At 65.5% G+C, this 23,457-nt stretch carries 18 protein-coding genes and 3 tRNA genes; 15 read left to right on the forward strand and 6 right to left on the reverse strand.

Annotated features, from left to right (window positions below; genetic code table 11):
• Position 1: 1 nt before the first annotated feature.
• The 4 genes from BB934_RS13750 (at position 2) to BB934_RS13765 (ending at position 1,998) form a co-directional block, all read left to right on the forward strand.
• Positions 2–1,615 (forward strand): heme biosynthesis protein HemY, encoded by a 1,614-nt coding sequence (locus BB934_RS13750; protein WP_099510138.1) that lies wholly within the window; start codon positions 2–4, stop codon positions 1,613–1,615.
• An 81-nt stretch (positions 1,616–1,696) separates the two neighbouring features.
• Positions 1,697–1,772 (forward strand) — tRNA-Thr (locus tag BB934_RS13755).
• A 49-nt stretch (positions 1,773–1,821) separates the two neighbouring features.
• Positions 1,822–1,897: transfer RNA gene (locus BB934_RS13760), tRNA-Ala, on the forward strand.
• 26 nt (positions 1,898–1,923) lie between these two features.
• Positions 1,924–1,998 (forward strand) — tRNA-Gly (locus tag BB934_RS13765).
• Positions 1,999–2,496: 498 nt separating this feature from the next.
• Here the strand turns inward: BB934_RS13765 and BB934_RS13770 are convergent.
• On the reverse strand, positions 2,497–4,194 hold the full coding sequence (locus tag BB934_RS13770) for a methyl-accepting chemotaxis protein (protein ID WP_099510139.1): 1,698 nt from the start codon (positions 4,192–4,194) through the stop codon (positions 2,497–2,499).
• 504 nt (positions 4,195–4,698) lie between these two features.
• Here BB934_RS13770 and BB934_RS13780 point away from each other — a divergent pair.
• The gene (locus BB934_RS13780) at positions 4,699–5,232 is read left to right on the forward strand and encodes an SRPBCC family protein (RefSeq protein ID WP_099510140.1); all 534 of its coding nucleotides are present in this window, start codon (positions 4,699–4,701) and stop codon (positions 5,230–5,232) included.
• A 66-nt stretch (positions 5,233–5,298) separates the two neighbouring features.
• On the opposite strand, the gene BB934_RS13785 is transcribed toward BB934_RS13780, so the two are convergent.
• From BB934_RS13785 to BB934_RS13800, 4 genes are all read right to left on the reverse strand, one after another.
• Positions 5,299–6,186 (reverse strand): cation diffusion facilitator family transporter, encoded by an 888-nt coding sequence (locus tag BB934_RS13785; RefSeq protein ID WP_099510141.1) that lies wholly within the window; start codon positions 6,184–6,186, stop codon positions 5,299–5,301.
• A gap of 206 nt (positions 6,187–6,392) precedes the next feature.
• Complete coding sequence (locus BB934_RS13790; protein WP_237050274.1) at positions 6,393–8,372, reverse strand: CHASE2 domain-containing protein; 1,980 nt, start codon at positions 8,370–8,372, stop codon at positions 6,393–6,395.
• 2 nt (positions 8,373–8,374) lie between these two features.
• Positions 8,375–12,013, reverse strand: a complete 3,639-nt coding sequence (locus tag BB934_RS13795; RefSeq protein ID WP_099510142.1) for a FecR domain-containing protein — start codon at positions 12,011–12,013, stop codon at positions 8,375–8,377.
• A 214-nt stretch (positions 12,014–12,227) separates the two neighbouring features.
• Complete coding sequence (locus BB934_RS13800; RefSeq protein WP_099510143.1) at positions 12,228–12,617, reverse strand: response regulator; 390 nt, start codon at positions 12,615–12,617, stop codon at positions 12,228–12,230.
• A 350-nt stretch (positions 12,618–12,967) separates the two neighbouring features.
• Here BB934_RS13800 and BB934_RS13805 point away from each other — a divergent pair, with 350 nt between their 5' ends.
• Both BB934_RS13805 and BB934_RS13810 read left to right on the forward strand, forming a co-directional pair.
• Positions 12,968–13,690: a glutamine amidotransferase gene (locus tag BB934_RS13805; RefSeq protein ID WP_099510144.1), complete on the forward strand. Its 723-nt coding sequence runs from the start codon at positions 12,968–12,970 to the stop codon at positions 13,688–13,690.
• A 6-nt stretch (positions 13,691–13,696) separates the two neighbouring features.
• The gene (locus BB934_RS13810) at positions 13,697–14,212 is read left to right on the forward strand and encodes a GNAT family N-acetyltransferase (protein ID WP_099510145.1); all 516 of its coding nucleotides are present in this window, start codon (positions 13,697–13,699) and stop codon (positions 14,210–14,212) included.
• 5 nt (positions 14,213–14,217) lie between these two features.
• Here the strand turns inward: BB934_RS13810 and BB934_RS13815 are convergent, their stop codons facing one another.
• Positions 14,218–15,651, reverse strand: a complete 1,434-nt coding sequence (locus BB934_RS13815) for a helix-turn-helix domain-containing protein (RefSeq protein ID WP_099510146.1) — start codon at positions 15,649–15,651, stop codon at positions 14,218–14,220.
• Positions 15,652–15,950: 299 nt separating this feature from the next.
• Between BB934_RS13815 and BB934_RS13820 the strand changes: the two genes are divergently transcribed.
• From BB934_RS13820 to BB934_RS13855, 8 genes are all read left to right on the forward strand, one after another.
• Complete coding sequence (locus BB934_RS13820; protein WP_237050275.1) at positions 15,951–16,160, forward strand: DUF4170 domain-containing protein; 210 nt, start codon at positions 15,951–15,953, stop codon at positions 16,158–16,160.
• 181 nt (positions 16,161–16,341) lie between these two features.
• Positions 16,342–17,256, forward strand: coding sequence for a glycine betaine ABC transporter substrate-binding protein OsmF (osmF, locus tag BB934_RS13825; RefSeq protein WP_099510147.1), 915 nt, complete (start codon positions 16,342–16,344; stop codon positions 17,254–17,256).
• 86 nt (positions 17,257–17,342) lie between these two features.
• Complete coding sequence (locus BB934_RS13830) at positions 17,343–18,509, forward strand: ABC transporter permease (protein ID WP_099512843.1); 1,167 nt, start codon at positions 17,343–17,345, stop codon at positions 18,507–18,509.
• Positions 18,506–19,444: an ABC transporter ATP-binding protein gene (locus BB934_RS13835; RefSeq protein WP_099510148.1), complete on the forward strand. Its 939-nt coding sequence runs from the start codon at positions 18,506–18,508 to the stop codon at positions 19,442–19,444. Before BB934_RS13830 ends, BB934_RS13835 begins: the two co-directional genes overlap by 4 nt.
• Positions 19,441–20,196, forward strand: a complete 756-nt coding sequence (locus tag BB934_RS13840; protein WP_099510149.1) for an ABC transporter permease — start codon at positions 19,441–19,443, stop codon at positions 20,194–20,196. Before BB934_RS13835 ends, BB934_RS13840 begins: the two co-directional genes overlap by 4 nt.
• Entirely contained in the window at positions 20,193–20,759 is a 567-nt protein-coding gene (locus BB934_RS13845) for a biliverdin-producing heme oxygenase (protein WP_099510150.1), read from the forward strand. The genes BB934_RS13840 and BB934_RS13845 overlap by 4 nt, the downstream gene beginning before the upstream one ends.
• Positions 20,756–22,999, forward strand: coding sequence for an ATP-binding protein (locus BB934_RS13850; RefSeq protein ID WP_099510151.1), 2,244 nt, complete (start codon positions 20,756–20,758; stop codon positions 22,997–22,999). Before BB934_RS13845 ends, BB934_RS13850 begins: the two co-directional genes overlap by 4 nt.
• On the forward strand, positions 23,000–23,449 hold the full coding sequence (locus BB934_RS13855; RefSeq protein ID WP_099510152.1) for a response regulator: 450 nt from the start codon (positions 23,000–23,002) through the stop codon (positions 23,447–23,449).
• Positions 23,450–23,457 lie beyond the last annotated feature (8 nt).

Raw genomic sequence — 23,457 nt, forward strand, 5'->3', positions numbered from 1 at the left:
CATGTGGCGCGCACTTGTCTTCATCGGTCTTCTCTGCGTCGCGGCCTTCGGCGCGGTCTGGCTGGCCGACCGGCCGGGCACGGTCCTGATCACCTTCGGCGGCTACGAGATCCAGATGTCGATGGCGGTGGCCGCCATCGCGCTTGCGGGTCTCGCCCTGGCTCTGGCTCTGCTCTGGTCCCTGGTCACGGGCCTGCTCCAGCTTCCCTCCCGCCTGACCTTCGCGTCGCGGTCGCGCCGCCGGTCGCGCGGCTATCAGGCGGTCTCCCGCGGCATGGTGGCTGTCGGCGCCGGCGACACCATTGCCGCCCGGCGCTATGCCAACGAGGCGGAGCGCCTTCTGGGGCGTGAGCCCCTGACGCTGCTGCTCAAGGCGCAGGCGGCACAGGTCTCGGGCAACCGCGAGGCTGCCGAGGCCGCCTTCACGCAGATGATGGAGGAGAATGAGACCCGGGTGCTCGGCCTGCGCGGCCTCTTCGTCGAGGCGCGGCGCCGGGGCGATATTCCGGCCGCGCAGCAATTCGCGTCCGAGGCGGTCCGTCTCGCCCCGGCGGCGGCCTGGGCGAGCGACGCGGTGCTCGAGGCGCGCTGTGCCGACCGCGACTGGCGCGGCGCCCTGGAGACGGTCGAGCGGCGCACCTCGCTTGGCCTGCTCGACAAGGCGACCGCCCGGCGCCATCGCGCCGTGCTGCTTACCGCGGATGCCCTGGAGCGGGCCGATCACGATCCCGAAGGGGCGCTCAGGAGCGCTCAGGATGCGGTGAAGCTCGCGCCCGATCTCGTGCCGGCAGCGGCGCTCGCCGGCCGTCTCCTGGCGCGAAAGGGCGATCTGCGCCGGGCCGCCAAGGTGGTCGAGACCGCCTGGCGCAGCCTGCCGCATCCGGATCTCGCGGAGGTCTATCTCAATCTGCGGCCGGGCGATTCCGGGCTCGACCGGCTCCAGCGCGCGGAGACCCTCGCCCGCCTGTCCAACCACGCGCCGGAGGGCCGCCTCGCTGTCGCCCGCTCCGCCCTCGAGGCGCGGGAATTCGACCGCGCCCGCGATGCGCTCGAACCGCTCCTGCAGGAGCGGCCGAGCATGCGCGTGTGCCTCATCATGTCCGATCTGGAACAGGCCGAGCACGGCTCGACGGGCAAGGGCCGCGAATGGCTCGCCCGCGCCACCCGCGCCCCGCGCGATCCGGCCTGGATCGCCGACGGGGTCGTGTCGGACCATTGGGCGCCGATTTCGCCCGTGACCGGGCGCCTCGATGCCTTCGTCTGGCAGGCGCCGCCGGATGTTCTGATCGCGCCCGAACTCACCTTGCACGACGACGTGACCGCGGATCTCGACGACGAGCCGAAGCCGCTGCCCATACCCCTGGCGCCCGAGCCCGTCGTCCCCGCGCCGAGCGAACCCGTTGCCGAGCCTGTCGTTCCATCACCTCCGGTCGCGTCTGCCGTCGATGAGCACGAGGTCCAGGTCGAGGCCGTGAGGGAGGCCATGAAGGACGACACCAAGGACAATACGACACCGCCACTGCCAGAGCCGGTGGTGTTCCCGACCACGCCGCCGGACGTGCCGAAGCCGGAGAAAGAGGCGGCCGCGCGCCGCAGCGTTTTTTCGGTCTGGTAGAGCCATTCCAGCCTTACCCTCCCTTGCCAAGCGGCAGGTGAGAGGGTAAGAGGGCGGCCTCTCGGATCGCAGAATTGCGATGCCGCAATAGCTCAGCTGGTAGAGCACCTCATTCGTAATGAGGGGGTCGGGGGTTCGAATCCCTCTTGCGGCACCATTCTCATCCTCGGCGGTGATCATCGCTGAAGGTGAGGAAGGAATGGCAGGGGGTCATAGCTCAGTTGGGAGAGCGCTTGAATGGCATTCAAGAGGTCGGCGGTTCGATTCCGCCTGGCTCCACCATCCTGCTAAGAGAGAAAACGGAGCGTGCGGGTGTAGCTCAGGGGTAGAGCACAACCTTGCCAAGGTTGGGGTCGAGGGTTCGAATCCCTTCGCCCGCTCCAATTCCTTCGAATGAGGAAATCCATCGAAAAGGCGCCCAAGCGGGCGCCTTTCGTGTTTAGGCCTCAAGCAAACGGGCCCGCTCCATGCTGGAGCCGGGCCCGCGGTGACTCAAGGTCACACGTCATTGACGTTTCATCCGGGTAAACCGGTCCGTAATTCCAGATTGTCGGGCCGAAGGTGTCTCCAGCGCTCAATGTCTCGACGTGGAGGGGGTCTTCAGCCCAGGCGAAATCGCTATGCGAGCCTCCATCCAGTTATGCCGGGGCGGGTGCCCGGTTTGTCGATTTTCTGCGGAAGCGGCTTTGGTAAGGAACCCGCACGAGCATGTGGCCGATCCGCTCTCGTTGACGGGCCTTGCTCCAGGAGGGAGATCGTGGTCCGTCATGAATAGAAAGCGCTTCGAGCGATGCTTGTTTCAGCGTAGCGGCAAAGAAATGAGCCCGGCTAACGATATAGCCGGGCCCAAATCGATTGTCGAAGCTCTCGCGTGATGTTCGTTACGCCGCTTTGACGCCGTGGAGGAAGGAGGCGACCTCCTGGCCGAGATCGCTGGAATGGCGCGCCAGATCCTGAGCCGCGCCCAGTACCTGCCCAGCCGCCGAACTCGTCTCGCCCGCTCCCTGCTGCACATCGGAGATGCTGCCGGTCACGGCTTCCGTGCCGCGCGCCGCTTCCTGCACATTGCGCGCAATCTCGGCGGTCGCCGCACCCTGTTCCTCCATCGCCGCTGCGATCGAGGTCGAGATCTGTGCCATCTCGGTGATCGTGCGGGCGATCTCCTGAATGGCCGACACCGTCTGCTGGGTCGCGTGCTGCACCGAGCCGATCTGGGTCGAGATCTCCTCCGTCGCCTTGGCCGTCTGGCTTGCCAGCTCCTTGACCTCGGTCGCCACCACGGCAAAGCCCTTGCCCGCTTCGCCGGCGCGCGCCGCCTCGATGGTGGCGTTGAGCGCCAGGAGGTTGGTCTGGCCGGCAATGGTGTTGATCAGCTGCACCACGTCGCCGATCCGGCTAGCCGTGACCGCGAGATCCTGAACCGCCGCGTTGGTGCGCCGCGCGCCCTGCACCGCCCGGTCGGCGATCTGCGAGGACTGGTCCACCTGAGACGCGATCTCGCGGATCGAGATCGACAGCTCTTCCGTCGCCGCAGCCACCGTCTGCACATTGGCCGAGGTCTGCTGGGCGGCGGAGGAGACCGTCACCGATTGCCGGGTGGTCTGGCTTGCGACCTGGGTCATCGACTGGGCTGTGGCCTCCATCTCGGTGGCGGCCGCTGAGAGGCCCTGCGTCAGGGTCGAGACATTCGTCTCGAAGCGCCGGGTCAGCTGGTCGAGCGCCTCCGCCCGACGCATCTTGGCCTGGTTCTCGACCTCCTGCTCGGCGGCGAGACGACGGGCTTCGATCGCGTTGTCCTTGAACACCTGGAGCGAGCGGGCAAGCGCGCCGACCTCGTCCTTGCGCTCGGTGCCGGTCACAGTGACCGACAGGTCGCCGTTCGCAAGCCGGTCCATGGCTCCGGTCATCGCCGAGATCGGGCGCGCGATGGCGTAGATCACGATCCAGCCGAGCAGACCGATGGCGACGATCAGGCCGAGGACAGAGGCTTCGATCAGGAGAGTGGAGGTCCCGGACGCCAGCTCTTCCGCTTCCTGGGCCGCGTGGTCGAGAGCCTTCTGGTTGGCGGTGATGCGTTCGGTCAGGAGATCGCGGGTCTTCCGGCGCAGGTCGCGAGCCTCGCCGTTGGAAATCTGCAGCGCGGAGAAATCGTCATCCTTCAGCGCATGCGCAACGCTTTTGTCCATTTGGCTGAAATAGGCGACGAGGGTCGCTTTGATATTGTCGTTGACGGCGCGGCGCTCCGGCGTGCCGGACAGGGCAGTCAGTTCGTCCATGTGCTGCAGGGCCAGCTTCTTGTACTGCTGATAGACGCCTTCGGCGCTCTGAAGCCGGTCGGCCTCCACCGAGGAGAACAGGATCAGGTTCTTTTCCTGGATGCTTGCCTCGTTCACCTCGGCATTGATCTGCAGGATCCTGATCAGCCGGGCGGTTTCGACATCGGTCAGCTCTTTGGTGTCAGCCGACAGCGCGTCGAGACCGGTTTTCGCGACCGTGACCAATCCGATGGCGATGGCGACGAAAACAACGGTCGGGATCGCGATTTTGACGATCAATTTGAGATTATTGAGGAAACGCATGGTTCTGACATGACCTGCTCGCATCGCCGCGAGGGGCGCGCGCCCCCGCGACGCGCATAAACCAGGTGTCCGTTTATAACCGGTCCCAATACGGCGATGCATTACGGGGAATTACTTAATCATGCTCGCTTTCGTAAGAAAATTATTGTGTTTGGCTTAAATCTGTTAACGATTTTTTCATTATTTACTTTGTGGAAACGTCATCAACTCGACAGAGACGCGAGCCCGAGCGCACCATCCCATTTCCAGAAGGGAGGATCTCTGCACGTCATTAAACCATTTGGTTGACTCTTCGAAAGGAGCGATTATATTAAACCACATGGTTGAATTAGAAACATCCCGGCTGGGCCGTATCTTTCAGGTTTCGGGTGCCGATCCGCGCTCCTGGATCCTCTGCGACGACGACTCATACGATGATTTCTGGAACGATCGCCTGGACATGCTCGAACGGCTCCTCCGCGAGGAGGATGCAAACCAATCCCCCACCCCCGAAGGAGACGATCCATGACCGACCTCGCGACCCTCGACGCCTACGGCACGCTGTCCGAGCCCGATACGCTGACGATCCAGCGCCTGCTGCCAGGACCTGTCGAACGGATCTGGGCGTATCTGACGGACAGCGACTTGCGCAGCCGGTGGCTGGCGGCAGGCCAGATGGAGATGAGGGCCGGCGCGCCCGTCGAACTGGTGTGGCGAAACGACGAGCTGACCGACCCGTCGAGCCAGCGGCCGGACGGATTCCCAGCCGAGCACCGGATGCAGAGCCGGATCACCGAGATCGACCCGCCCCACAGGCTTTCCATCACTTGGGAAGGCAGCGGCGACGTCTCCTTCGAGCTCGAGCCGAGGGGCAAGGAGGTGCTGCTCACCGTGGTCCACCGCCGCCTGCCCGATCGCAAGATGATGCTGATGGTCGGCGCGGGATGGCATACGCATCTCGATATCCTGGTCGCCCATGCCACGGGCCGGAAGCCGGAGCCGTTCTGGGACAGCTGGACCCGCCTGCGCCAGGACTACGACCGGCGGATTTCAGCCTGACGAACGCAAAGCCAAGGCTCCGCTCGGTCGAACCGGGCGGAGCGGTGCATCCAGCAAGGTAGCGCCCTACAGAACCACGATACCGGAGTGCTTGGCCTTGTTGTCGGGCTCGACGTGGATCGTGATGAGAGCATCCTCCACAGCGGCCTTCAGCGCGCGCTCCAGGCGGTCGCAGATGTCGTGGGCATCGGTGACGCTCATGCCGCCCGGCACGACCAGATGGAAATCGATGAAGGTCATCCGGCCCGCATGGCGCGTGCGCAGATCGTGCGCCTCGATGGCGCCCTGCGCATTGATCGCGATGATCTCGCGGACGCGGGCAAGCGTCGCCTCCGGCAGGGCCTCGTCCATGAGGCCGCCGATGCTCTCCTTCATCAGCCCCCAGCCCGACCAGAGAATATTGATGGCAACAAGAGCCGCAAGCGCCGAATCGAGCCAGGCCCAGCCGGTGAGCGGGACGAACAGCAGGCCGACGATCACGCCCACCGACGTGAACACGTCGGTGAGAAGGTGGCGCCCGTCGGCCACCAGCGCCGGCGAGCGCATGCGCCGGCCGCGGCTAATCAGAAGCCAGGCCCAGACCGCATTGATCGCGCCGGCCAGGGCGTTGATGGCAAGGCCCGGAAGCGGCGCGTCGATGGCTTTCGGTGCCATGAAGGCGAAAGAGGCTTCGCGCAGGATCGCGAGCGCCGCGACGATGATGAGCACGCCCTCGAGGACGGCGGAAAAATACTCCACCTTGTGGTGGCCGTAAGGGTGATTGGCGTCCGCCGGCGTGGCGCTGAGGCGGACGGCCAGGAAGGCCGTGACCGCCGTCACCATGTTGATGATGCTCTCCAGCGCGTCCGAATAGAGCGCGATGCTGCCCGTGATGTAATAGGCGGCATATTTCAGGACGAAAACGACGGTTCCGACGAATATGCTGCCGATGGCAAGTTTTTGAATCTTGTCCATGGCGCGATACGACAATGAGGGCTCGGCGGGAGGAACGAGGCGACCTTATAGAGACTGTTCCCGCAAGCGCAAGATATTGTTTTTACTTGCAATTGGTTTGCAAAATCACGGATGCGGACGAAGATTTCGCACGAGAGTCAAGTGGGCAGCGGAATCGCGAGCGCGGGTCCTGTCTCCATAGGCGCCACGGCCCGTGGGCGACCGCATCACTCGGGGATCGCAGCCGCCTTGACCAGGACCTTGCCGTAGTATTTCGACAGGGACGGCGCCAGTGTCTGGCAATGCTGAACGAGCTCCAGGGCTTCCACGCGTCTGCCGGCCGCGATGCTGTCGAGAAGCGTGGGATGCAGCTCCATCAGTTCCGCAAGCGCCGGATCCTGACTTTGCCCGGCAGGCGCGACGATGGTGAAGATGGCCGATTTCTCGCTGCGGCCTTTGACGGCGATGCGGTCGAGCTCGATCAGCACGAAATGGTCCTGCAGGGCCTTCGCGGTGGCAGGCCCGAGCACGATGGAAACGCCGTATTCCTTCGACAGGCTCTCGAGGCGCGAGGCGAGGTTCACCGTGTCGCCGAGCACGGAATAATCGTAGCGCCAGCGCGACCCCACGTTGCCGACCACGCAATCGCCCGTGTTGATGCCGACCCCGATGGCGAAGACGGGCGCATCCTCACCCTGCTCCTGCCGCAGCTCGGCATTCAGGATCTCGACCGCCTCCAGCATGCGCATGGCGGCGCGGGCGGCGCACAGGGGATGATCCGGGCTCGGCAGCGGCGCATTCCAGAACGCCATGACGCAATCGCCGATATATTTATCGATGGTGCCGCCTTCCGAGAGAACCGCCTCCGAGAGCGGGTCGAGCAGGCGGTTGATGAGGGTGGTGAGCCGCTCCGGCTCGTCCTTCAGCTTCTCCGACAGGGTCGTGAAGCCGCGCACGTCGCAGAACAGGATCGACAGGTTGCGCCGCTCGCCGCCGAGCTTCAGGGCGCTCGGATCGCGGGCGAGCTGCGCCACGAGATCGGGTGACAAATAACGCGAGAAGGCTTCCGACACGGTGCGGCGCAGATGCCGCTCACGGGCATAGTCGAGGCCGAAGCGGCTGCCGAACACGGCCAGCGCCGCAGCGGCCGGCAGAGCCGGCGGCGCCCAGACGCGCCCGAAGCGCAGCAGCACCCAGGCCCCGACGACGAAGAAGGCGAGAAGAAAGACTGCCGACAATCCTGTCCGCCAGGTGACGCCGCGCGTGCAGAACGCGGCGGCGAGGAATGCTCCGGCGATCACGAGCAGCACCATGACCGGGCGTGGCACGGGCAGCAGGTAGCGATTGTGCCGGAGGTTGTCGAGGATCGTGGCCTGGACCTCCACGCCTGCCGTGAGCGTGCCCTCGGTCAGCGTATAGGGCGTCGGGAATGTATCGGGCGCTCCCGCATCGGCCGTCGTCGCGGCCTGGAGGCTCAAGCCCACCAGCACGACCTTGTCCTTGAAATAATTCGGCGGAAGAAAATTCTTCGGATCCAGGGCCTGGTAATAGGACGAGGTCGGATAGGAACGGCGAGGTCCGAAGTATTGGATCAGCGCGCCATCGGGAGCGACGGCTTGCGGTTCTCCCTTCAGCCGAAGCACTTCGGCAGCGAAAGAATCCGATATCGGCGGCATGCGGCGCAGATAAGCGTCCCCGTCGAGATGCATGGAGGCGACGCCTGCAACGGCACCGGCATCGAGAAAGGCATCGAGCGGATTGACCCTGGTGACCTGGGTGCCCTGCTCCAGCGGCGTCGTGACGTCGTCCGCCGCCAGGACCACATCCGGGCCAAGCACTTTTGCGAGCGCCGTATCGGCCTCCTCGGTGGTCGGGTCGGCGAAGATGATGTCGAACGCGATCACCTTCGCACCCGCCGCGCGCAGGCTCTCGACGAGCTTTGCATGGATGTCCCGCGGCCAGGGCCAGCGCTGGCCGATCTCGCCGATGGAGGGCTCGTCGATCGCCACGATCACGGCGCCTGGTTCTGCCGGAAGAGGCGGGGAGATGACTGAGAGGATGTCGTAGAGCCGCGCCTCGATGAGGCGGAAGGGCGGGAAGAACAGCACAGGGATGAGGAGCGCCGCGATGAGGCCCGCCATGACGAAGTGGCGCCAGAGAGGCTCTCCGCCGCTGTAATCGCTCGATGCCCCGTTCCGGTCGCTCATGTTCAGAACCTGGCTTGCAGGCTCGCCTCGAAGGTGCGCCCCGGTCCGCGGATGTCGGGGACGAGCTCGTAATATTCGTCGAACATGTTGAGCACGCTCAGGCCGAAGAGCAGGCGGCGATCTGGCGTCTCCCAGGTCAGCGCTGCATCCGAAGTCCAATAATCGTCGATCGCGCGGCCAGCCAGGTTGCCCTTGAGATCGCCGACGTAAGTACCGGCGACGGTGAGCCTGAGCCGGCTCGGGTGAACGAAGGTGACGCCGGCGCGGGCGAACTTGCCGGCGATGAAGGGCACGTCCGCGCCGAGGGCTTCCTCCGAGCGCACCTCCGACGAGATCGTGCCGATCGTGCCGAACACGCCGATGCCGTGGGTCAGCCAAAGGTTCGCCGATGCGGCCAGCCGCTCGACGCGCGCTTTCGCGATGTCGATGCTGTCGAAGCTATAAGCGATCGGAAGGCTCAGATCCTCCGCATCCTGGCGCTGGTACTCCACCGAGGTGAAGACGTTCGGCGACCATTCCGCATCCCAGCGCAGCATCAGCGTCTTGGTTTCTGCCCCGAGCGACGTGGGGAGCGTGTTCGGCACGAGGCTCACCGTGGTCACGGGCGCCAAGGTAAAGGCGATGGGCTGCAGCGTGTCTCCGCGATAGGCGGCGCGCAGCCATTGCCCTTCGAAAGGGGAGACGCCGATGCCGATGCGCGGAGACACCGCGTCGTTGTCCTGACCGGCGACCTCGATGCGGCTTCCCTGCACGCCGGCCTGCGCTTCGAACCAGTCGAACGGACGCCAGAACACGTCCGCATAGAGGCGGGTGCTCTCGAACGATGCCGATGTGCGGTCATCGGTGTCGAGGAACTCGAACTGCTGGGTTGCGATGTTATAGACGAAGGCGTTGTTGACGGTTTGAGAGGTGCTGCGTCCCCGCTGCGCCTCAAGACCGTAATGAAGGGTCAGGTCTCCGATCCCGATCATATGCGACAGGGCGGCCGAGACGCCTTCGATCCTGTTGCGGGTCCAGTCGCGGGCGCCGATGATGATACCGGGCTGGATCTCGGCACTGGCCGTATTCGTGTAGCGCCGGTCGAGGCCGTTCAGGCCGAAGACGGCTCCCGTCAAGACGTTCCTGTCGCTGAAGCTGTGGCTCCAGCCTGCTCCGCCGAGCAGCGACCGGGAATTCTGCCGCCCTTCGAAGAGATTGGTTGCCGTCTCGATCCGTGCGAGCGCCGGGTCCAGGTTCGCTCCCGCGCCGAAGACGAGGAAGCGGTCGGCGGCCGAGGGAGCCACGCCGACGAACACGGAGCCGTTGTCGACGCCATCCCGGTCGATGATATCGCGCCCGTTGGCCTTCGCGCGGCTTGCCGTGAGGCTGAAGGAGGTGGGAAGCGGCTCGTTCGAGAAGCCCTGGACATTCACATCCGCGCCCCAGCCGTTGCGGCCGTTGTGATGCAGCAGGGACCCGCCGACTTCCACGTCGAGGAAGGGGCGGCGCAGCAGGTCGATGCGGCCGATGCGGCCCGAAACGGCGAGCGGGTCGAAGAATAGCCCCTGAACCGTGAGGTTGAGCGCCGTGAGATCCACGCCGACGCCGCTCTCGATGTTCGAGATGTCGGGCCTGCCTGTGATGAGGGCCGGCCGCTCCACGGCCGCGAGGTCGAAATAGGTCGAGGCGCTGAAGGGATCGAAGACCCGGTCGCCGTAAAAGCGCGACCATTCGTTGAGGTTCAGGAAGCGATAGGCCTGGGCCGGATAGGAGCCGCCTTCCTTGTTGATGGCAAGGCCCGCGAAATCGCCGCCGCGCTGGCGATAGCGGCGCACGGCCTCACGCGCGGCGATCACCGCCTGGTCCGCCTGATACTGGTCGATGGCAATGGCTGTGCGGACGCTCGCGACGACGGGATCGTTCGGGTCGAGCCGGTCCGCATTGTCGAGGGCCTGATCCGCCAGTTCCTCGTCGCCGTCCTGGTAATAGGCGATGGCCGCCATGAGCAGGCCCTGAGACAGGCCGGGATTGGCGGCAGATCCCGCGAGGATGGCCTCAAGCCCCTTGGCGGATTCGCCCTTCTGCAACAGGTAGCGGCCACGGGCGATGTAGCCGACGCTGAAGGCGGGATCGAGGGACAAGGCCTTGTCGATCAGGGCTCCCGCCTCGTCGACCCGGCTCTGGTCGAGCAGCAGGATCGCCAGATTGGCATAGGAGACGGGGCTGCCCGGATCGGCTTCGATGGCGCGGCGCAGGGCCTCCTCGGCGGCGAGCGGCCGGTCGCGATCGGACTCGAACAGGCCGAGGCTGTTCCAGACATTCGAGTTGCCCGGCGCGATGGCGGCGGCCCGGCGCAGGGCCTCGACGGCCGCGTTCACCTCACCGTCGATGTCGCCGCGGATATTGCTGTCGGCGGTGATCACCTCCGGGTCGTCCGGATCGATGGCCTTGGCCCTGGCGATGGCCTCGCGCATTTCCTCGCGCCGGTTGAGGACATAGGCAATCTGCGCCGACATCACCGCGATGCGCTCGTCGTTCGGGAAACGCTTTTTCGCGCCTTTCAGCACCTCCGCCGCAGCTTTCAGATCCTCGCGGAAGGCCACCACATAGGCATGGGCAAGCACCGCAAAGGGCTCGTTCTGCGAGAATTTCGGCTCGGCATAGGCTCGCTTCGGATCGGCCAGGGATTGGGCCACGTAGCGCCCGTAGGACGCAAAGATACGCCGCTTCGGATCGAGACCCCGCTCGGCCCTGGCAAACAGGGCCGCCGCCTCGGACCAGCGATGCTGCGAGCCGAGGAGAGCGGCCTCGACGAGATCGGCGCGGGCGCGTTGCGATGGGCTCAGGCGCTGGCTGCGGGCCTGGGCGAGGGCGTCCGTGGCGACTGCGCGGCCATCGAGGGAGGGCGCCACCTCGGCGAGGACGAGCCAATCCTCCGCGCTGCGCGCCTGCGGCGGGATCGAGACGATCCGGTTGCGCTCGCCGCGCGAGGCCCGTCCCGTCAGCGGCGACGTGGAAATGGAGGAGAAGGTGTCGCGCAGGCTCATGTAGAAGAGCATCTGCTCACGGTCGTTGGAGTTCGTGAGCACGAACTTCGTCGGTGCCTGCCCGAGGGATGCAACGGCGCCTTCGCCTTGGCGCACCGTCACGGAGCCCTGGGCATTGGACAGTTCGACCACGCCCTCGAGCACGATGAGCGAGGTGCGGCTGCCGTCGACCGAGAGCGACCAGTCGGTGCCGCGGATGGCGGCGACCGCGGCCGGCGTCTTGACGTCGACGCCCGAGCCGCCGCGGGCCGCGCGGGCCCAGATGTTGCCGCCCTGCAGGCTGAGCTGGGTCGTGCCGGCCGTGCCGCCGGCGACGTCGTTGACGGTCAGGGTCGAGTTGCGGCCGACGCGAATCTGGGTCTGGTCGTTGAACAGGATCGCGAGGTTGCCGATCTCGTTGGTGCGCAGCGTATCGCCGCCCAGCACGCTCTGTTGGATGAGGGCGGAGCGCCACAGATCCTCGCGCACGAAGCGCATTTCCTCGCCGCCCTTGGCGGCCACGATGGCGCCGGCGGCCGGCGCAGGGCGCGGCACGGGGGCTTGCGCCTGCGCATCGGCAAGGCAAAGCGCGAGGGCGCTGGTCGCGGCCAGAAGCCTGAGAAATCGTAGGGGCATGGGAATCGGCCGGGTCGGGAGAATACCTGATCTAACGTTACCGCACCTTAGCAGCAAGAGCGCAGGATCAAAGCCGATTCACTTCGTGGACGGTGTGTTTTGCAGCACAGGGTGAACGATTGCGGCATTCGCGCCACAGACTTGCCACTTCGACCGGGAGCGGCACGAAGAACGCCCTCGAAGGGAGTACTTCGATTTGCGTAGATCGCTTCCGTTACGGCGCCTTCCTGCACGCCATCAGGAGCTTCTGCTTCAGATCGTGCTGGGCGAAGGGCTTCTGCAGGACCGGGCGGTCGCGGAAGGTGTCGCGGATTCCGGCACTGCCGTAGCCGGTGGAGAACACGAAGGGGATCGAGCGCTGCGCCAGGGCCTCGGCCACCGGGTAAATCGGCTCGCCGGCAACGTTCACGTCTAGGATCGCCAGATCGACCTGTTCGCGCGCCACCGCGTCGAGTGCTGCCGACAACCGCGCGGCCGGGCCGATCACCTCGCAGCCGAAATCGAGAAGCATGTCCTCCAGGAGCAGGGAGATCGCAGCCTCGTCCTCCACCACAAGAATCCGCAGGCCGCTGAGGTCGCCTTCGCTGGTCAAGCTGTCGGTCACGGTTTCGCTTTCTTTCGCGCTGGTCGCGGGTGGAGTTCTTCGCTGAAGGGAGGAGACATGCCCTGATGCCTCGGACGTCGGCCCTGTGAATCAGAGGCTTTTATCACCTTTGCCCATCCATGCAAAAGAACACAGCACCTCGGCCGATCCATGATATCGTTCCGCCACGCTATTTAGGGGGCTAATCTCCGTTGCCTAGTCTGTCCGGGTCGATATGGCGCTGCGTTCGGAAAGGGCAGGCCTCCCTTCGCGCCCCTTGCGAAGGGCGGGCCTTGTCCTGAATAATCGAGCCATGATCCCGCGCGACTGCTCCCGCCCAACCCTGAAGACCTGCCAATCGGACCGACACCATGCCTAGGCGGCCTCCCAAGGCACCAATCCTCATCGTCCTGCACCAGGAGCATTCGACCCCCGGGCGCGGCGGGCGCCTGCTGCGGGAGCGCGGCTTTCCCCTCGACATCCGCCGCCCGCGCTACGGCGATCCGCTGCCGGAAACGCTGGCCGGACATACAGGCGCGGTGATTTTCGGCGGCCCGATGAGCGCCAACGATCCGGACGATTTCGTCAAGGCGGAGATCGACTGGATCGCGGTTCCGCTCAAGGAGAACAAGCCTTATCTCGGCCTCTGCCTCGGCGCGCAGATGATGGCGAAGCACCTCGGAGCCAGCGTCTGGGCGCATCCCGAGGGCCGCGCCGAGATCGGCTATTACCCGCTGCTGCCGACGGCGGCGGGCAATGCCCTGAGCGAGGATTGGGGCGTGCCCTGGCCGAGCCATGTCTATCACTGGCACCGGGAGGGCTTCGACTGCCCCGCCAGCGCCGAGACCCTGGCGACCGGCGACGACTTTCCGACCCAGGCGATCCGGGCGGGCCAGAAGGCCTTCGGCCTCCAGTTCCACCCAGAGGTCACTCACGCCATGATGTGCCGCTGGACCGTGATGGCCGAGGAGCGTCTGCGCATGCCCGGCGCGCAGGATCGCATCCGGCAGTTGGCCGGACGCTTCCAGCACGATCCGCATGTGTCCCGCTGGCTCGACCGGTTCCTCGATCATTGGCTCGATGAAAAGCGATAATAGCCTATGATGAAGACACCTGTTCTGGTCAGTGAGCGCCTGCGCTTCCATCCTTGGGAAGCTGATGACTTTCCATTGCTCGCGGAGCTTCACCGCGACCCAGAGGTGCAGCATTTCCTCCAGATGGGCGATCCGCCCTGGGACGAGGCGTTCCTGCGCGCGAAGTTCGACGGCTTTCGGAAAGATTACGCCGAGAACGGTTGGACCAAGTTCAAAATTCTGGATCCGCAGGGCCGCTTTCTCGGGCGCGCCGGCTTCGGCCGCTTCGATGAGACCGGCGAGCTCGAACTCGGGTACAGCGTCATGCGGCCGTTCTGGGGCCGGGGCTATGCGAGCGAGGCCGCAGGGACGCTTCTGGACTGGATCTACCGCATGGTCCCCGTCGACCATGTGATCGGCTTTGCGGTTGCCGAGAACATGGCGTCCCGCAGGGTGCTCGAAAAAGCCGGCATGGCGTTCACGGGCTTACGCGATCTGCACGGCATCCCGAATGCCTTCTATCGGCACGACCGTCCTGCCTGAGGGCTTTAAGTCGCGTCGAACTCGAACGGCGAGACGCCGCGCTTCATCTCGTCGACGATCAGGGCATGCATCAGAGGCGGTGCCGCGCGCTGCGGGCAGGCGGGCCGTTCGCACAGGCGGCAATTGATGCCGATCGGCGTGGCGTCGGCAGAGGCAGGGTCGAGACCCCGCGCATAGACGAGACGGTGGGCGTATTTCAGCTCGCAGCCGAGGCCCACCACGAATTGCGGATCCGGAGCGCCCCAGGGGTTGAAGGCGCGCTTGACCGTGCGCGCAATGGAAAACCAGCGGGAGGAATCCGGCAGCTCGACGATCTGGGTCGCCACATGTCCGGGTGTGCGGAAAGTGGAGTGCAGGTTCCAGAGCGGGCAGGTGCCGCCGAACTGCGAGAACGGGAAGCGGCCCGAGGAGAAGCGCTTCGACACGTTGCCGGCCGAATCCACCCGTACCAGGAAGAAGGGAATGCCGCGCGCATTGGCGCGGGCCAGCGTCGTGAGCCGGTGCGCCACCTGCTCGAAGCTCGCGCCGAAGCGGGCGCCCAGCACCTCGACGTCGTAGCCGAGCGCCTCCGCCGCCGCGTGGAACTTGCCGTAGGGCATCATCAGCGCCCCGGCGAAGTAATTGCCGAACGAGACCCGCAGGAGGCGCCGGGCCGGCCCGTCCACCGGCTCCAGGCGCACGGCCAGCGCATCGATGGTGTCGCGCATCTCGGCGAAGGCCAATTGGTAGGCGGCCTGGAAGGTCCTGCCGGACGGATCCACCAGTTCGGAAATCAGGAGCTGCCGGCGGTGGTGGTCGTAGCGGCGCAATGAGTCCGGCATCACGTCGATGGGCATCACCCGCACCCGGATACTGTGCTTGGCGTGCAGACGCTCGGCGATGGCGAAGAACGGCTCGTGGCCCGTCGCGGCAAGGTCCGAGGCCAGGGCTTCGGCGGCCTCGTCCAGTTCGGGAAAATGATTCCTGGCCTCGTGGATCAGCTCGCGCACCCGGTCGACCGGGTCGACCTGCGGCGCATCCTCGGCCCGGTCGCGGTCGCGCACGTTCGGCGTCACCGCCTCGCGGGCGCCGCGCAGGGCCTGATAGGCGCGGTAGAGGCGGTTGATCGCATCGACCATGGACGGCGCGCTCTCCACGGCCTCGCGCAGCTCGAGCCGTGCCACCGGCGTTGAGCGGAAGAGCGGATCGGCAAAAACCTCCTCCAGCTCCGACACGATGCGTCCGTCGTCGTCGTTGGCGAACTCGCGCGGATCCAGCTGATAGGCATGGGCGAGGCGGATCAGGACCTGCGCCGTAATCGGGCGCTGGTTGCGCTCCATCAGGTTGAGGTAGCTCGGCGACAGCCCGAGCTCCTCGGCCATGCGGGACTGGCTCATGTTGAGTTCGCGCCGCAGGCGCTTCAGGCGGGGGCCGACGAAAAGCTTTCTGCTCTCATCCATGTTGTAAATCTTTTTACAAGTTGACACGACAGAGGTTGTCAAAGCTTTACAGGGCGACTTTTCTTCAGAAATCCAACGTTGAAACAACGGCTTCTTCGAGGGTTAATGAGAACAAGACATCCTGCTGCTCTGCAACAATTCTGGCCCGAAGGCAGGTTTTGTCAAGAAATGTAAAACTGAAGGATAAGGCATGACCACCGAGACGCTTCCGGCTCGACCGCCAACCCGATCGCCTCCGTTCCGGAAGGGCGCGTGAGCTTCAACCAACCTCAAACCCTTTGCACCAACGGAGATCGATCATGGCGAATTCACGTTTCTGGGTTGTCGGCGGCGAGTACACCTCCTGCGACTGCGACACCATCGTCCAAGGCACCGAGCGGGTGGTCGGCCCCTTCGACAATCGCAACGAGGCCGAGCGCACCTGGCGCACCCTCTCGGAGGACCACCGTCCCCAGGCCCAGGTCCGCTTCACCATCGCCCAAGAACCTCCGACGACCCTCAGCGCTTAAAGAGGCCCCCGAGCGTCCAAAGGGTTGTCCCCGCCGGAGGATGAGGGTTCCTTCGGCGGGCTTTTGCTGTCGCCTCACACGATCTTTTTATCCCCCGTTCCGAGTCTTCTGAGGCCCCCCTCTGCCTAAATGCGGAATCTGTCCTAAAAACACCGGGGCACAGTTCCTCAAGGGGGTTCGTATGAAGACCGTCCTCAAGTCCCTCACCTTTGCCATCGCCCTGGGCTTGGCAGCCGCAAATACGGCCAAGGCCGACGTGGTGGTTTCGTCGAAGATCGATACGGAGGGCTCGGTTCTCGGCAACATCATCCTGCTCGCCCTCAATGCCAACGGCATCAAGACGCAGGACCGGATCCAGCTCGGCGCGTCCCCGGTGGTGCGCAAGGCGATCACCGCCGGCGAGATTGACATCTATCCCGAATATACCGGCAATGCCGGCTTCTTCTTCAACAAGGCCGACGATCCGGTCTGGAAGGACGCCGCCAAAGGCTTCGACATGGCCAAGAAGCTCGATTTCGACGCCAACAAGATCGTCTGGCTCGATCCCGCTCCGGCCAACAACACCTGGGCCATCGCGCTGCGCAAGGATGCGGCCGATGCCAACAAGCTGAAGACCATGTCCGATTTCGGCCAGTGGATCACCAAGGGCGGCAAGGTGGTGCTGGCGGCCTCGGCCGAATTCGTGAACTCGGAAGCGGCCCTGCCGGCATTCCAGAAGACCTACGATTTCAAGATGAAGCCCGAGCAGCTCATCGTGCTCTCCGGCGGCGACACGGCAGCCACCATCAAGGCGGCGGCGGAGCAGACCAACGGCGCCAATGCCGCCATGGTCTACGGCACCGACGGCGGCATCGCCCCCTCGGGGCTCGTGGTGATGGCGGACGACAAGAACGTGCAGCCCGTCTATGCACCCGCTCCGATCATTCGCGAGGCCGTTCTGAAGGAGAACCCGAAGATCGCCGAGATCCTGAAGCCCATCTTCGCGTCCCTCGATCTCGCCACGCTGCAGCAGCTGAACGCCCGCGTTCAGGTGGGCGGCGAGCCGGGGAAGGCCGTCGCGACGGATTACCTGAAATCCAAGGGCTTCCTGAAGTAACGCTCCGAACACCCGATCCGACGAACGGCGCGACAGAGGCCGGCGGCTTTGTGAATACGATCTCCTCCCGAACCACCACGCTCGGCATGTCCTCTTTGCGTCCGCACCTGTCGCTCGATCGGCTCGGGAGCGTGATCGCCGTTCTCATCGGCGTCGCGCTGTTCGCATCGCCCTTCGTCATCTATCGCGCCAACCGGATCGTGGCGGGCGAAGGACGCATGCTGACCGCGGCGCTGCCACCGGCAGGGGCGCTCGGCATCATCGCCGTCGGCGTCGGCGTCGCGCTCTGTGCGGCGCTGGTGCGCAACCCGCTGCCGCGCCTCGCAGCCGCCATCCTCGGCCTCGTCACGGTCTTTCCAGCGGTCGGATGGTCAGCCGGCTTCGTCACGCCGGCCGGCAACACTTTTGTGCGCGTTTCGCCCAGCCTCGGCTTCTGGCTCCTCGCTCTCGCCTTCGCACTGCTCGCCGCCGATGCGCTCACCCGCCTGCGCCTCGGCCCCTGGGCACGGCTCGCGGCCATTGCGGTGGCGGCGGGGGCCATCGCCCTTCTGCTGCTCTCCGGGGCCTGGAACGATCTGTCCCTGCTCAAGGAATACGCCAACCGCGCCGACAGCTTCTGGCAGGAGGCGCGCCAGCATCTGTGGCTGGCCTTCGGCTCGATGGCGGCGGCCTGCCTCGTCGGGCTGCCGCTCGGCATCCTCGCCCACCGCTTCCGGCGCTTGCGGACGGCGATCCTGCAGGTGCTCAACATCGTGCAGACGGTTCCAAGCATCGCGCTCTTCGGCATCCTCATCGCGCCGCTCGGCTATCTCGCCACGCATGTGCCTCTCGCTGCGGCCCTCGGCATCCGCGGCATCGGCGCGGCGCCCGCCTTCATCGCGCTTTTTCTCTATTCCCTGCTGCCGGTCGTCGCCAACACGGTCACCGGGCTGAACCAGGTGCCTGCCGCCGTCACCGATGCCGCGCGCGGCATGGGTTTGTCGGTGCGCCAGCGCCTGTGGCAGGTCGAGCTGCCGCTGGCGCTTCCGGTCATGCTGGCGGGCATCCGCATCGCCCTGGTGCAGAATATCGGGCTTGCCACGGTGGCGGCTTTGATCGGCGGCGGCGGCTTCGGCACCTTCGTCTTCCAGGGCATCGGCCAGACCGCCATCGACCTCGTGCTCCTGGGCGCCCTGCCCACGGTCGCGTTGTCCTTCGTCACGGCCATCGTGTTCGATGCGATCATCGATCTGACCCGGCGAGGTCCCAAGTGATCGAGATCGAGCATCTCACCAAGCGCTACGGCGAAACCATTGTCGTCGACGACGTGTCCTTCCGGGTCGAGGAGGGCACGATCGCGGTGGTCGTCGGCACGTCCGGCGCGGGCAAGTCGACCCTGCTGCGCATGATCAACCGCCTCGTGGAGCCGAGCGCGGGACGCGTGCTCATCGACGGCCGGGACACCCTCTCGATCCCGGAGGACGAGCTGCGCCACAGCATCGGCTATGTCATCCAGGGCTATGGGCTGTTTCCTCACCGCACGGTGTCCCAGAACATCGCGACCGTGCCGCGCCTCCTCGGCTGGGACCGGAAGAGGATCGCGGCCCGCGTCGAGGAGCTGCTCGATCTGTTCCAGCTCGATCCGGCGGAATTCGCAGGCAAGTTTCCGCATGAGCTGTCGGGCGGGCAGCAGCAGCGCGTCGGCGTGGCGCGGGCGCTCGCCGCAAAGCCCGCCCTGCTCCTGATGGATGAGCCGTTCGGCGCGCTCGATCCGGTGATCCGAGGCAAGGCGCAGGAGGATCTCCTGGCGATCCAACGCCGCCTCGGCGCCACCATCGTTCTCGTCACGCACGACATGAACGAGGCCTTCCATCTCGGCGGCCGCATCGCCGTCATGGATCAGGCGCGCCTTTTGCAATATGCGGCGCCCGCGGAGCTGCTCACCCATCCGGCGGCGCCCTTCGTGGAACAGCTCACGGGAACGGCGGAGCGGCCCTTCCGTCTTCTGTCGCTGATCAGGGTGCAGGAGGCCGTCGAGCCGGGCGGCGCGGAAGGCGATGCGCTTTCGCTGACGACCACCCTGCATGATGCGCTCGCGCGGCTGATCGGGCTCGGCAAGCAAGCGCTCCCGGTGATCGATGCATCCGGCAATGCCGTCGGACGGATCAGCGTCGAGGGCATCCTGGCTCGTGGGAGGCTTCCCGCATGAGCGCGCGAGGCTTGATCCTGCGCGCTGCGGCGCTGTTTCTTCTCGTCGCCTTCATCACGGCGCCGCAGCTCTTCGCCTTCGCCTTCCGGCCGCTGACGGTGAACAATGCGCCGGCGATCTACGACCATGGCAGCCTGCTGTCGCTCACCCTGTCGCATCTGCGCACGGTGTTTCTCGCGACGCTGGCCAGCACCGTGCTCGCAGTGGGGCTCGGCATCTTCGTCACGCGGCCCTCGGGCCAGGAATTCCTGCCGTTGTCGCGCAGCCTCGTGAATATCGGCCAGACCTTCCCGCCCGTGGCGGTGCTGGCGATCGCCGTGCCGCTCGTCGGCTTCGGCGAGAAGCCGACCTTCATCGCGCTCTTCCTCTACGGTCTCCTGCCGATCTTCGAGAACACGCTCGCCGGGCTCACCGAGGTGCCGCCGCAGGCGCTCGAAGCAGCAAAAGGCATGGGCATGAATGCGCGCCAGCGCCTGCTCCAGGTGGAACTGCCGCTCGCCCTGCCGGTTATCCTCACCGGCATCCGCCTCTCCGTCATCATCGGTCTCGGTACTGCCACCATCGGGTCCACGGTGGCGGCGAAGGGATTGGGCGAAGTCATCATCGCGGGCCTCCAGTCCAACAACGTCGCCTTCGTGCTGCAGGGCGGTTTGGTGGTTGCGCTGCTCGCGGTTCTGATCCACGACGGAATGGGAATGGGTGAACGGGCGGTTGCCAGACGGCTGGGCCGCCCTGCGGATGAGGTCGCATGACGCTGCTCGAACGATTGAAGATCGAAACCCGCCCTGCGCATGACAGGATCGAGGCCGCCATCGATCTCGACCGCCGTATCGCCTCGCGCAACGCCTACAGGGACCTGCTGATTCGCTTTTACGGCTTCCACAAGGCCTGGGAAAGTGACGCCGCGGAACTCGCGCATGATCAAACTTTCTTCCGCGCCCGCTGCAAGACTCAGCTCTTGGCCAAGGACCTCGCGGCCCTGGGGCTCGAGCCCGACGAGATCGAGGCCTTGCCGCAATGCCGTCCGCTCATGCCGCTGCGCGCGCCGGAAGCGGTTCTCGGCAGCATGTATGTGGTCGAGGGCTCGACGCTCGGCGGCACCATCATCGCGCACGAGGTGGAGCGCAGGCTCGGGCTGAATGCGGAAACCGGATGCGCCTATTTCCGCAGCTACGGCCGGGAAACCGCCGCCATGTGGAAGTCCTTCGGTGCGGTGCTTCTCGAGGCGTCGTCGCCGGAGGCGGACGATATCATCGTCGCCTCCGCACAGAAGACCTTCGACGTCATGCATCACTGGCTGTGCGTGGCCCCATGACGCAGCAGATTCCGCAAGACCTCGATCTCGATGCCTGCGCGCGGGAGCCGATCCATATCCCGGGCAGCATCCAGCCGCATGGGATGCTGCTCGCGATCAGGTTGTCCGATCGGACGATCGCCTATGCCAGCGCCAACATCACCGATACCTTCGGTCTCGATCCCGACGCCATCCTCCGTCAGCCCCTCGCCCAGATCCTGCCGGCGCTGAGCGCGGAATTCGAGGCGGACCTCGCGGATCCGCCGCAGGCCGGGAGCACCCGCACCCTGCGCACCGTGCGCGTCGGCACGAGCGAAGGCGTTCTGCCCTACGAGGCTGCGATCTCCCGCTCCGGCGAATGCGCGATCATCGAACTGGAAGCGCCGCCATCAGGCACGTTGTCCAGCATCGACATGCTCTATCCGACCCTGCGCCGGTTCGTGGATCAGCTGCAGGGCGCCTCCACCATCGACATTCTGTGCCGGCTCGCGGCGCAGGACATCCGCCGCATGACCGGCTTCGACCGCGTCCTGATCTATCGCTTCGACGAGCAGTGGAACGGCACCGTCATCGCGGAGGACCGCAACGAGGTCCTGCCGTCCTATCTCGACCTGCGCTTTCCCGCCTCCGACATTCCGGCCCAGGCGCGCGATCTCTACCGCCGCAACCGGCAGCGCATCATCCCCGATGCCAATTACACGCCGGTCCCGATCCAGTCGCGAAGCGCCGATCCTCTCGATCTGAGCGATTCCGTGCTGCGCAGCGTGTCGCCGGTCCATCTCGAATACATGCGCAACATGGGGACGCTCGCCTCCATGTCGATCTCGATCCTGCGCGACGGCGACCTGTGGGGCCTGATCTCCTGCCACAACAAGGAGCCGAAGCGGGTGTCGCTGCAGGTGCGCAATGCCTGCGACTTCCTCACCCAGATCTTCTCGCTCCAGCTCGAGGCGCGGGAGAACACGGCGCTCGCCGAGAACCGGGTGCGTCTCGGCACCGTCCAGACCCGGCTTCTCGCCCATATGGCGGCAGAGGATCATTTCATCGCCGGCCTCGTGAACCATCCCGAGGACCTGATGCTTCTCGCCGGCGCGCAAGGGGCAGCCGTCCTGACGCAGGATCGTTGCTGGCGCCTGGGGCTGACGCCGGGCGAGGAGCAGGTCAAGGCGCTGTTCCAATGGCTGTCCGAGCATCACCAGGAGGATGTGTTCGCAACCGACCGGCTGCCGCAGGTCTATCCCGCGGCGCAGGCCTTTGCCGACAAGGCGAGCGGCCTCGTGGCGATCTCGATCTCGAAGGCTCATGCGAGCTATGTGCTCTGGTTCCGGCCGGAGGTCGTCCAGACCGTGAAATGGAGCGGCAATCCGCAGAAGGCGGTGCAGGAGGAGGCAGGCAGCATCAGGCTTCATCCCCGGCGTTCCTTCGAGATCTGGAAGGAGACGGTGCGCGAGCGTTCGCTCCCCTGGGACACGAGCGAGATCGAGGCGGTCAAGGAATTGCGCAACGCCATCGTCGGCATCGTGCTGCGCCGGGCCGAGGAGCTGGCGGCGCTCTCCGAGGAGCTGCGCCGCTCCAACAAGGAACTCGAAGCCTTCTCCTATTCGGTGTCGCATGACCTGCGCGCGCCGTTCCGGCACATCGTCGGCTATTCCGAACTGCTGAAGAAGCAGGAAGGAGCCGAACTCTCGGAGAAGGGTAGGCGCTATGTCGACACGATCATCGACTCGGCCTACACGGCCGGCACCCTCGTGGATAATCTCCTGCGCTTCTCGCATATGGGCCGCACCGCCCTGAAGCCCCGGCCGGTCGACGTGACGGCGCTCATCGAGGATATCCGGAGCCGGCTGCCCGTGGATCCGCCGGAGCGGCGGATCGAATGGGCGCTCGGGGACCTGCCCCACGTCACCGCGGATCCGGTGCTGATTCGGCTCGTCTTCGAAAACCTGCTAGACAATGCCGTGAAATATACCCGCCCCCGGAACAAGGCCCGCATCGAGGTCGGCTCAACGCGCAAGGATGGGGAGACGATCTTTTTCGTGCGGGACAACGGCGTCGGGTTCGATATGAAATACATCGACAAGCTGTTCGGCGTCTTCCAGCGTCTGCACCGGATCGAGGAGTTCGAGGGAACCGGGATCGGGCTGGCCAATGTTCGCCGCATTGTCGAGAGACATGGAGGCCGGGCCTGGGCCGAAGGTGCGCTCGATCAGGGAGCGACCTTCTTCATCGCCCTGCCGGATCACAACGAAGGAGCCGCGTGAATGGCGGAGTTGAAACCGATCCTTCTGGTGGAGGACAACCCGAAGGATCTCGAATTGACCCTGGCCGCCCTGGAGCAGAGCCAGCTCGCCAACGAGGTCGTGGTGGTGCGCGACGGCGTGGAGGCCCTCGATTTCCTGTATCGCCGCGGGGCGCATGCGAACCGCAACACCAGCGACCCTGCCGTGGTCCTGCTCGATCTCAAGCTGCCGAAGGTCGACGGGCTGGAAGTGCTGGAAACGGTCAAGGCCGATCCCGCGCTACGGCATACCCCGGTCGTCATGCTGACCTCGTCGCGGGAGGAGAGCGATCTCGTGCGCAGCTACGAGCTCGGCGTCAATGCCTTCGTGGTCAAGCCGGTGGGCTTTCGCGAATTCTTCGACGCGATCCAGGATCTCGGCGTCTTCTGGGCCATCCTCAACGAACCGCCGCCGCCGCCCAACGGTCGTTAGAGGCGCCG

This window comes from Microvirga ossetica, assembly GCF_002741015.1.
Lineage (GTDB): Bacteria > Pseudomonadota > Alphaproteobacteria > Rhizobiales > Beijerinckiaceae > Microvirga > Microvirga ossetica.

Coding starts and splice junctions, on each gene's coding strand:
- BB934_RS13790 (WP_237050274.1), bottom strand. CDS start 8,372: ATGAGCGACCGGAACGGGGCATCGAGCGATTACAGCGGCGGAGAGCCT.
- BB934_RS13850 (WP_099510151.1), top strand. CDS start 20,756: ATGACGCAGCAGATTCCGCAAGACCTCGATCTCGATGCCTGCGCGCGG.
- BB934_RS13820 (WP_237050275.1), top strand. CDS start 15,951: ATGGCGAATTCACGTTTCTGGGTTGTCGGCGGCGAGTACACCTCCTGC.
- BB934_RS13845 (WP_099510150.1), top strand. CDS start 20,193: ATGACGCTGCTCGAACGATTGAAGATCGAAACCCGCCCTGCGCATGAC.
- BB934_RS13855 (WP_099510152.1), top strand. CDS start 23,000: ATGGCGGAGTTGAAACCGATCCTTCTGGTGGAGGACAACCCGAAGGAT.
- BB934_RS13815 (WP_099510146.1), bottom strand. CDS start 15,651: ATGGATGAGAGCAGAAAGCTTTTCGTCGGCCCCCGCCTGAAGCGCCTG.
- BB934_RS13830 (WP_099512843.1), top strand. CDS start 17,343: ATGTCCTCTTTGCGTCCGCACCTGTCGCTCGATCGGCTCGGGAGCGTG.
- BB934_RS13795 (WP_099510142.1), bottom strand. CDS start 12,013: ATGCCCCTACGATTTCTCAGGCTTCTGGCCGCGACCAGCGCCCTCGCG.
- BB934_RS13750 (WP_099510138.1), top strand. CDS start 2: ATGTGGCGCGCACTTGTCTTCATCGGTCTTCTCTGCGTCGCGGCCTTC.
- BB934_RS13770 (WP_099510139.1), bottom strand. CDS start 4,194: ATGCGTTTCCTCAATAATCTCAAATTGATCGTCAAAATCGCGATCCCG.
- osmF (WP_099510147.1), top strand. CDS start 16,342: ATGAAGACCGTCCTCAAGTCCCTCACCTTTGCCATCGCCCTGGGCTTG.
- BB934_RS13840 (WP_099510149.1), top strand. CDS start 19,441: ATGAGCGCGCGAGGCTTGATCCTGCGCGCTGCGGCGCTGTTTCTTCTC.
- BB934_RS13805 (WP_099510144.1), top strand. CDS start 12,968: ATGCCTAGGCGGCCTCCCAAGGCACCAATCCTCATCGTCCTGCACCAG.
- BB934_RS13780 (WP_099510140.1), top strand. CDS start 4,699: ATGACCGACCTCGCGACCCTCGACGCCTACGGCACGCTGTCCGAGCCC.
- BB934_RS13785 (WP_099510141.1), bottom strand. CDS start 6,186: ATGGACAAGATTCAAAAACTTGCCATCGGCAGCATATTCGTCGGAACC.
- BB934_RS13810 (WP_099510145.1), top strand. CDS start 13,697: ATGATGAAGACACCTGTTCTGGTCAGTGAGCGCCTGCGCTTCCATCCT.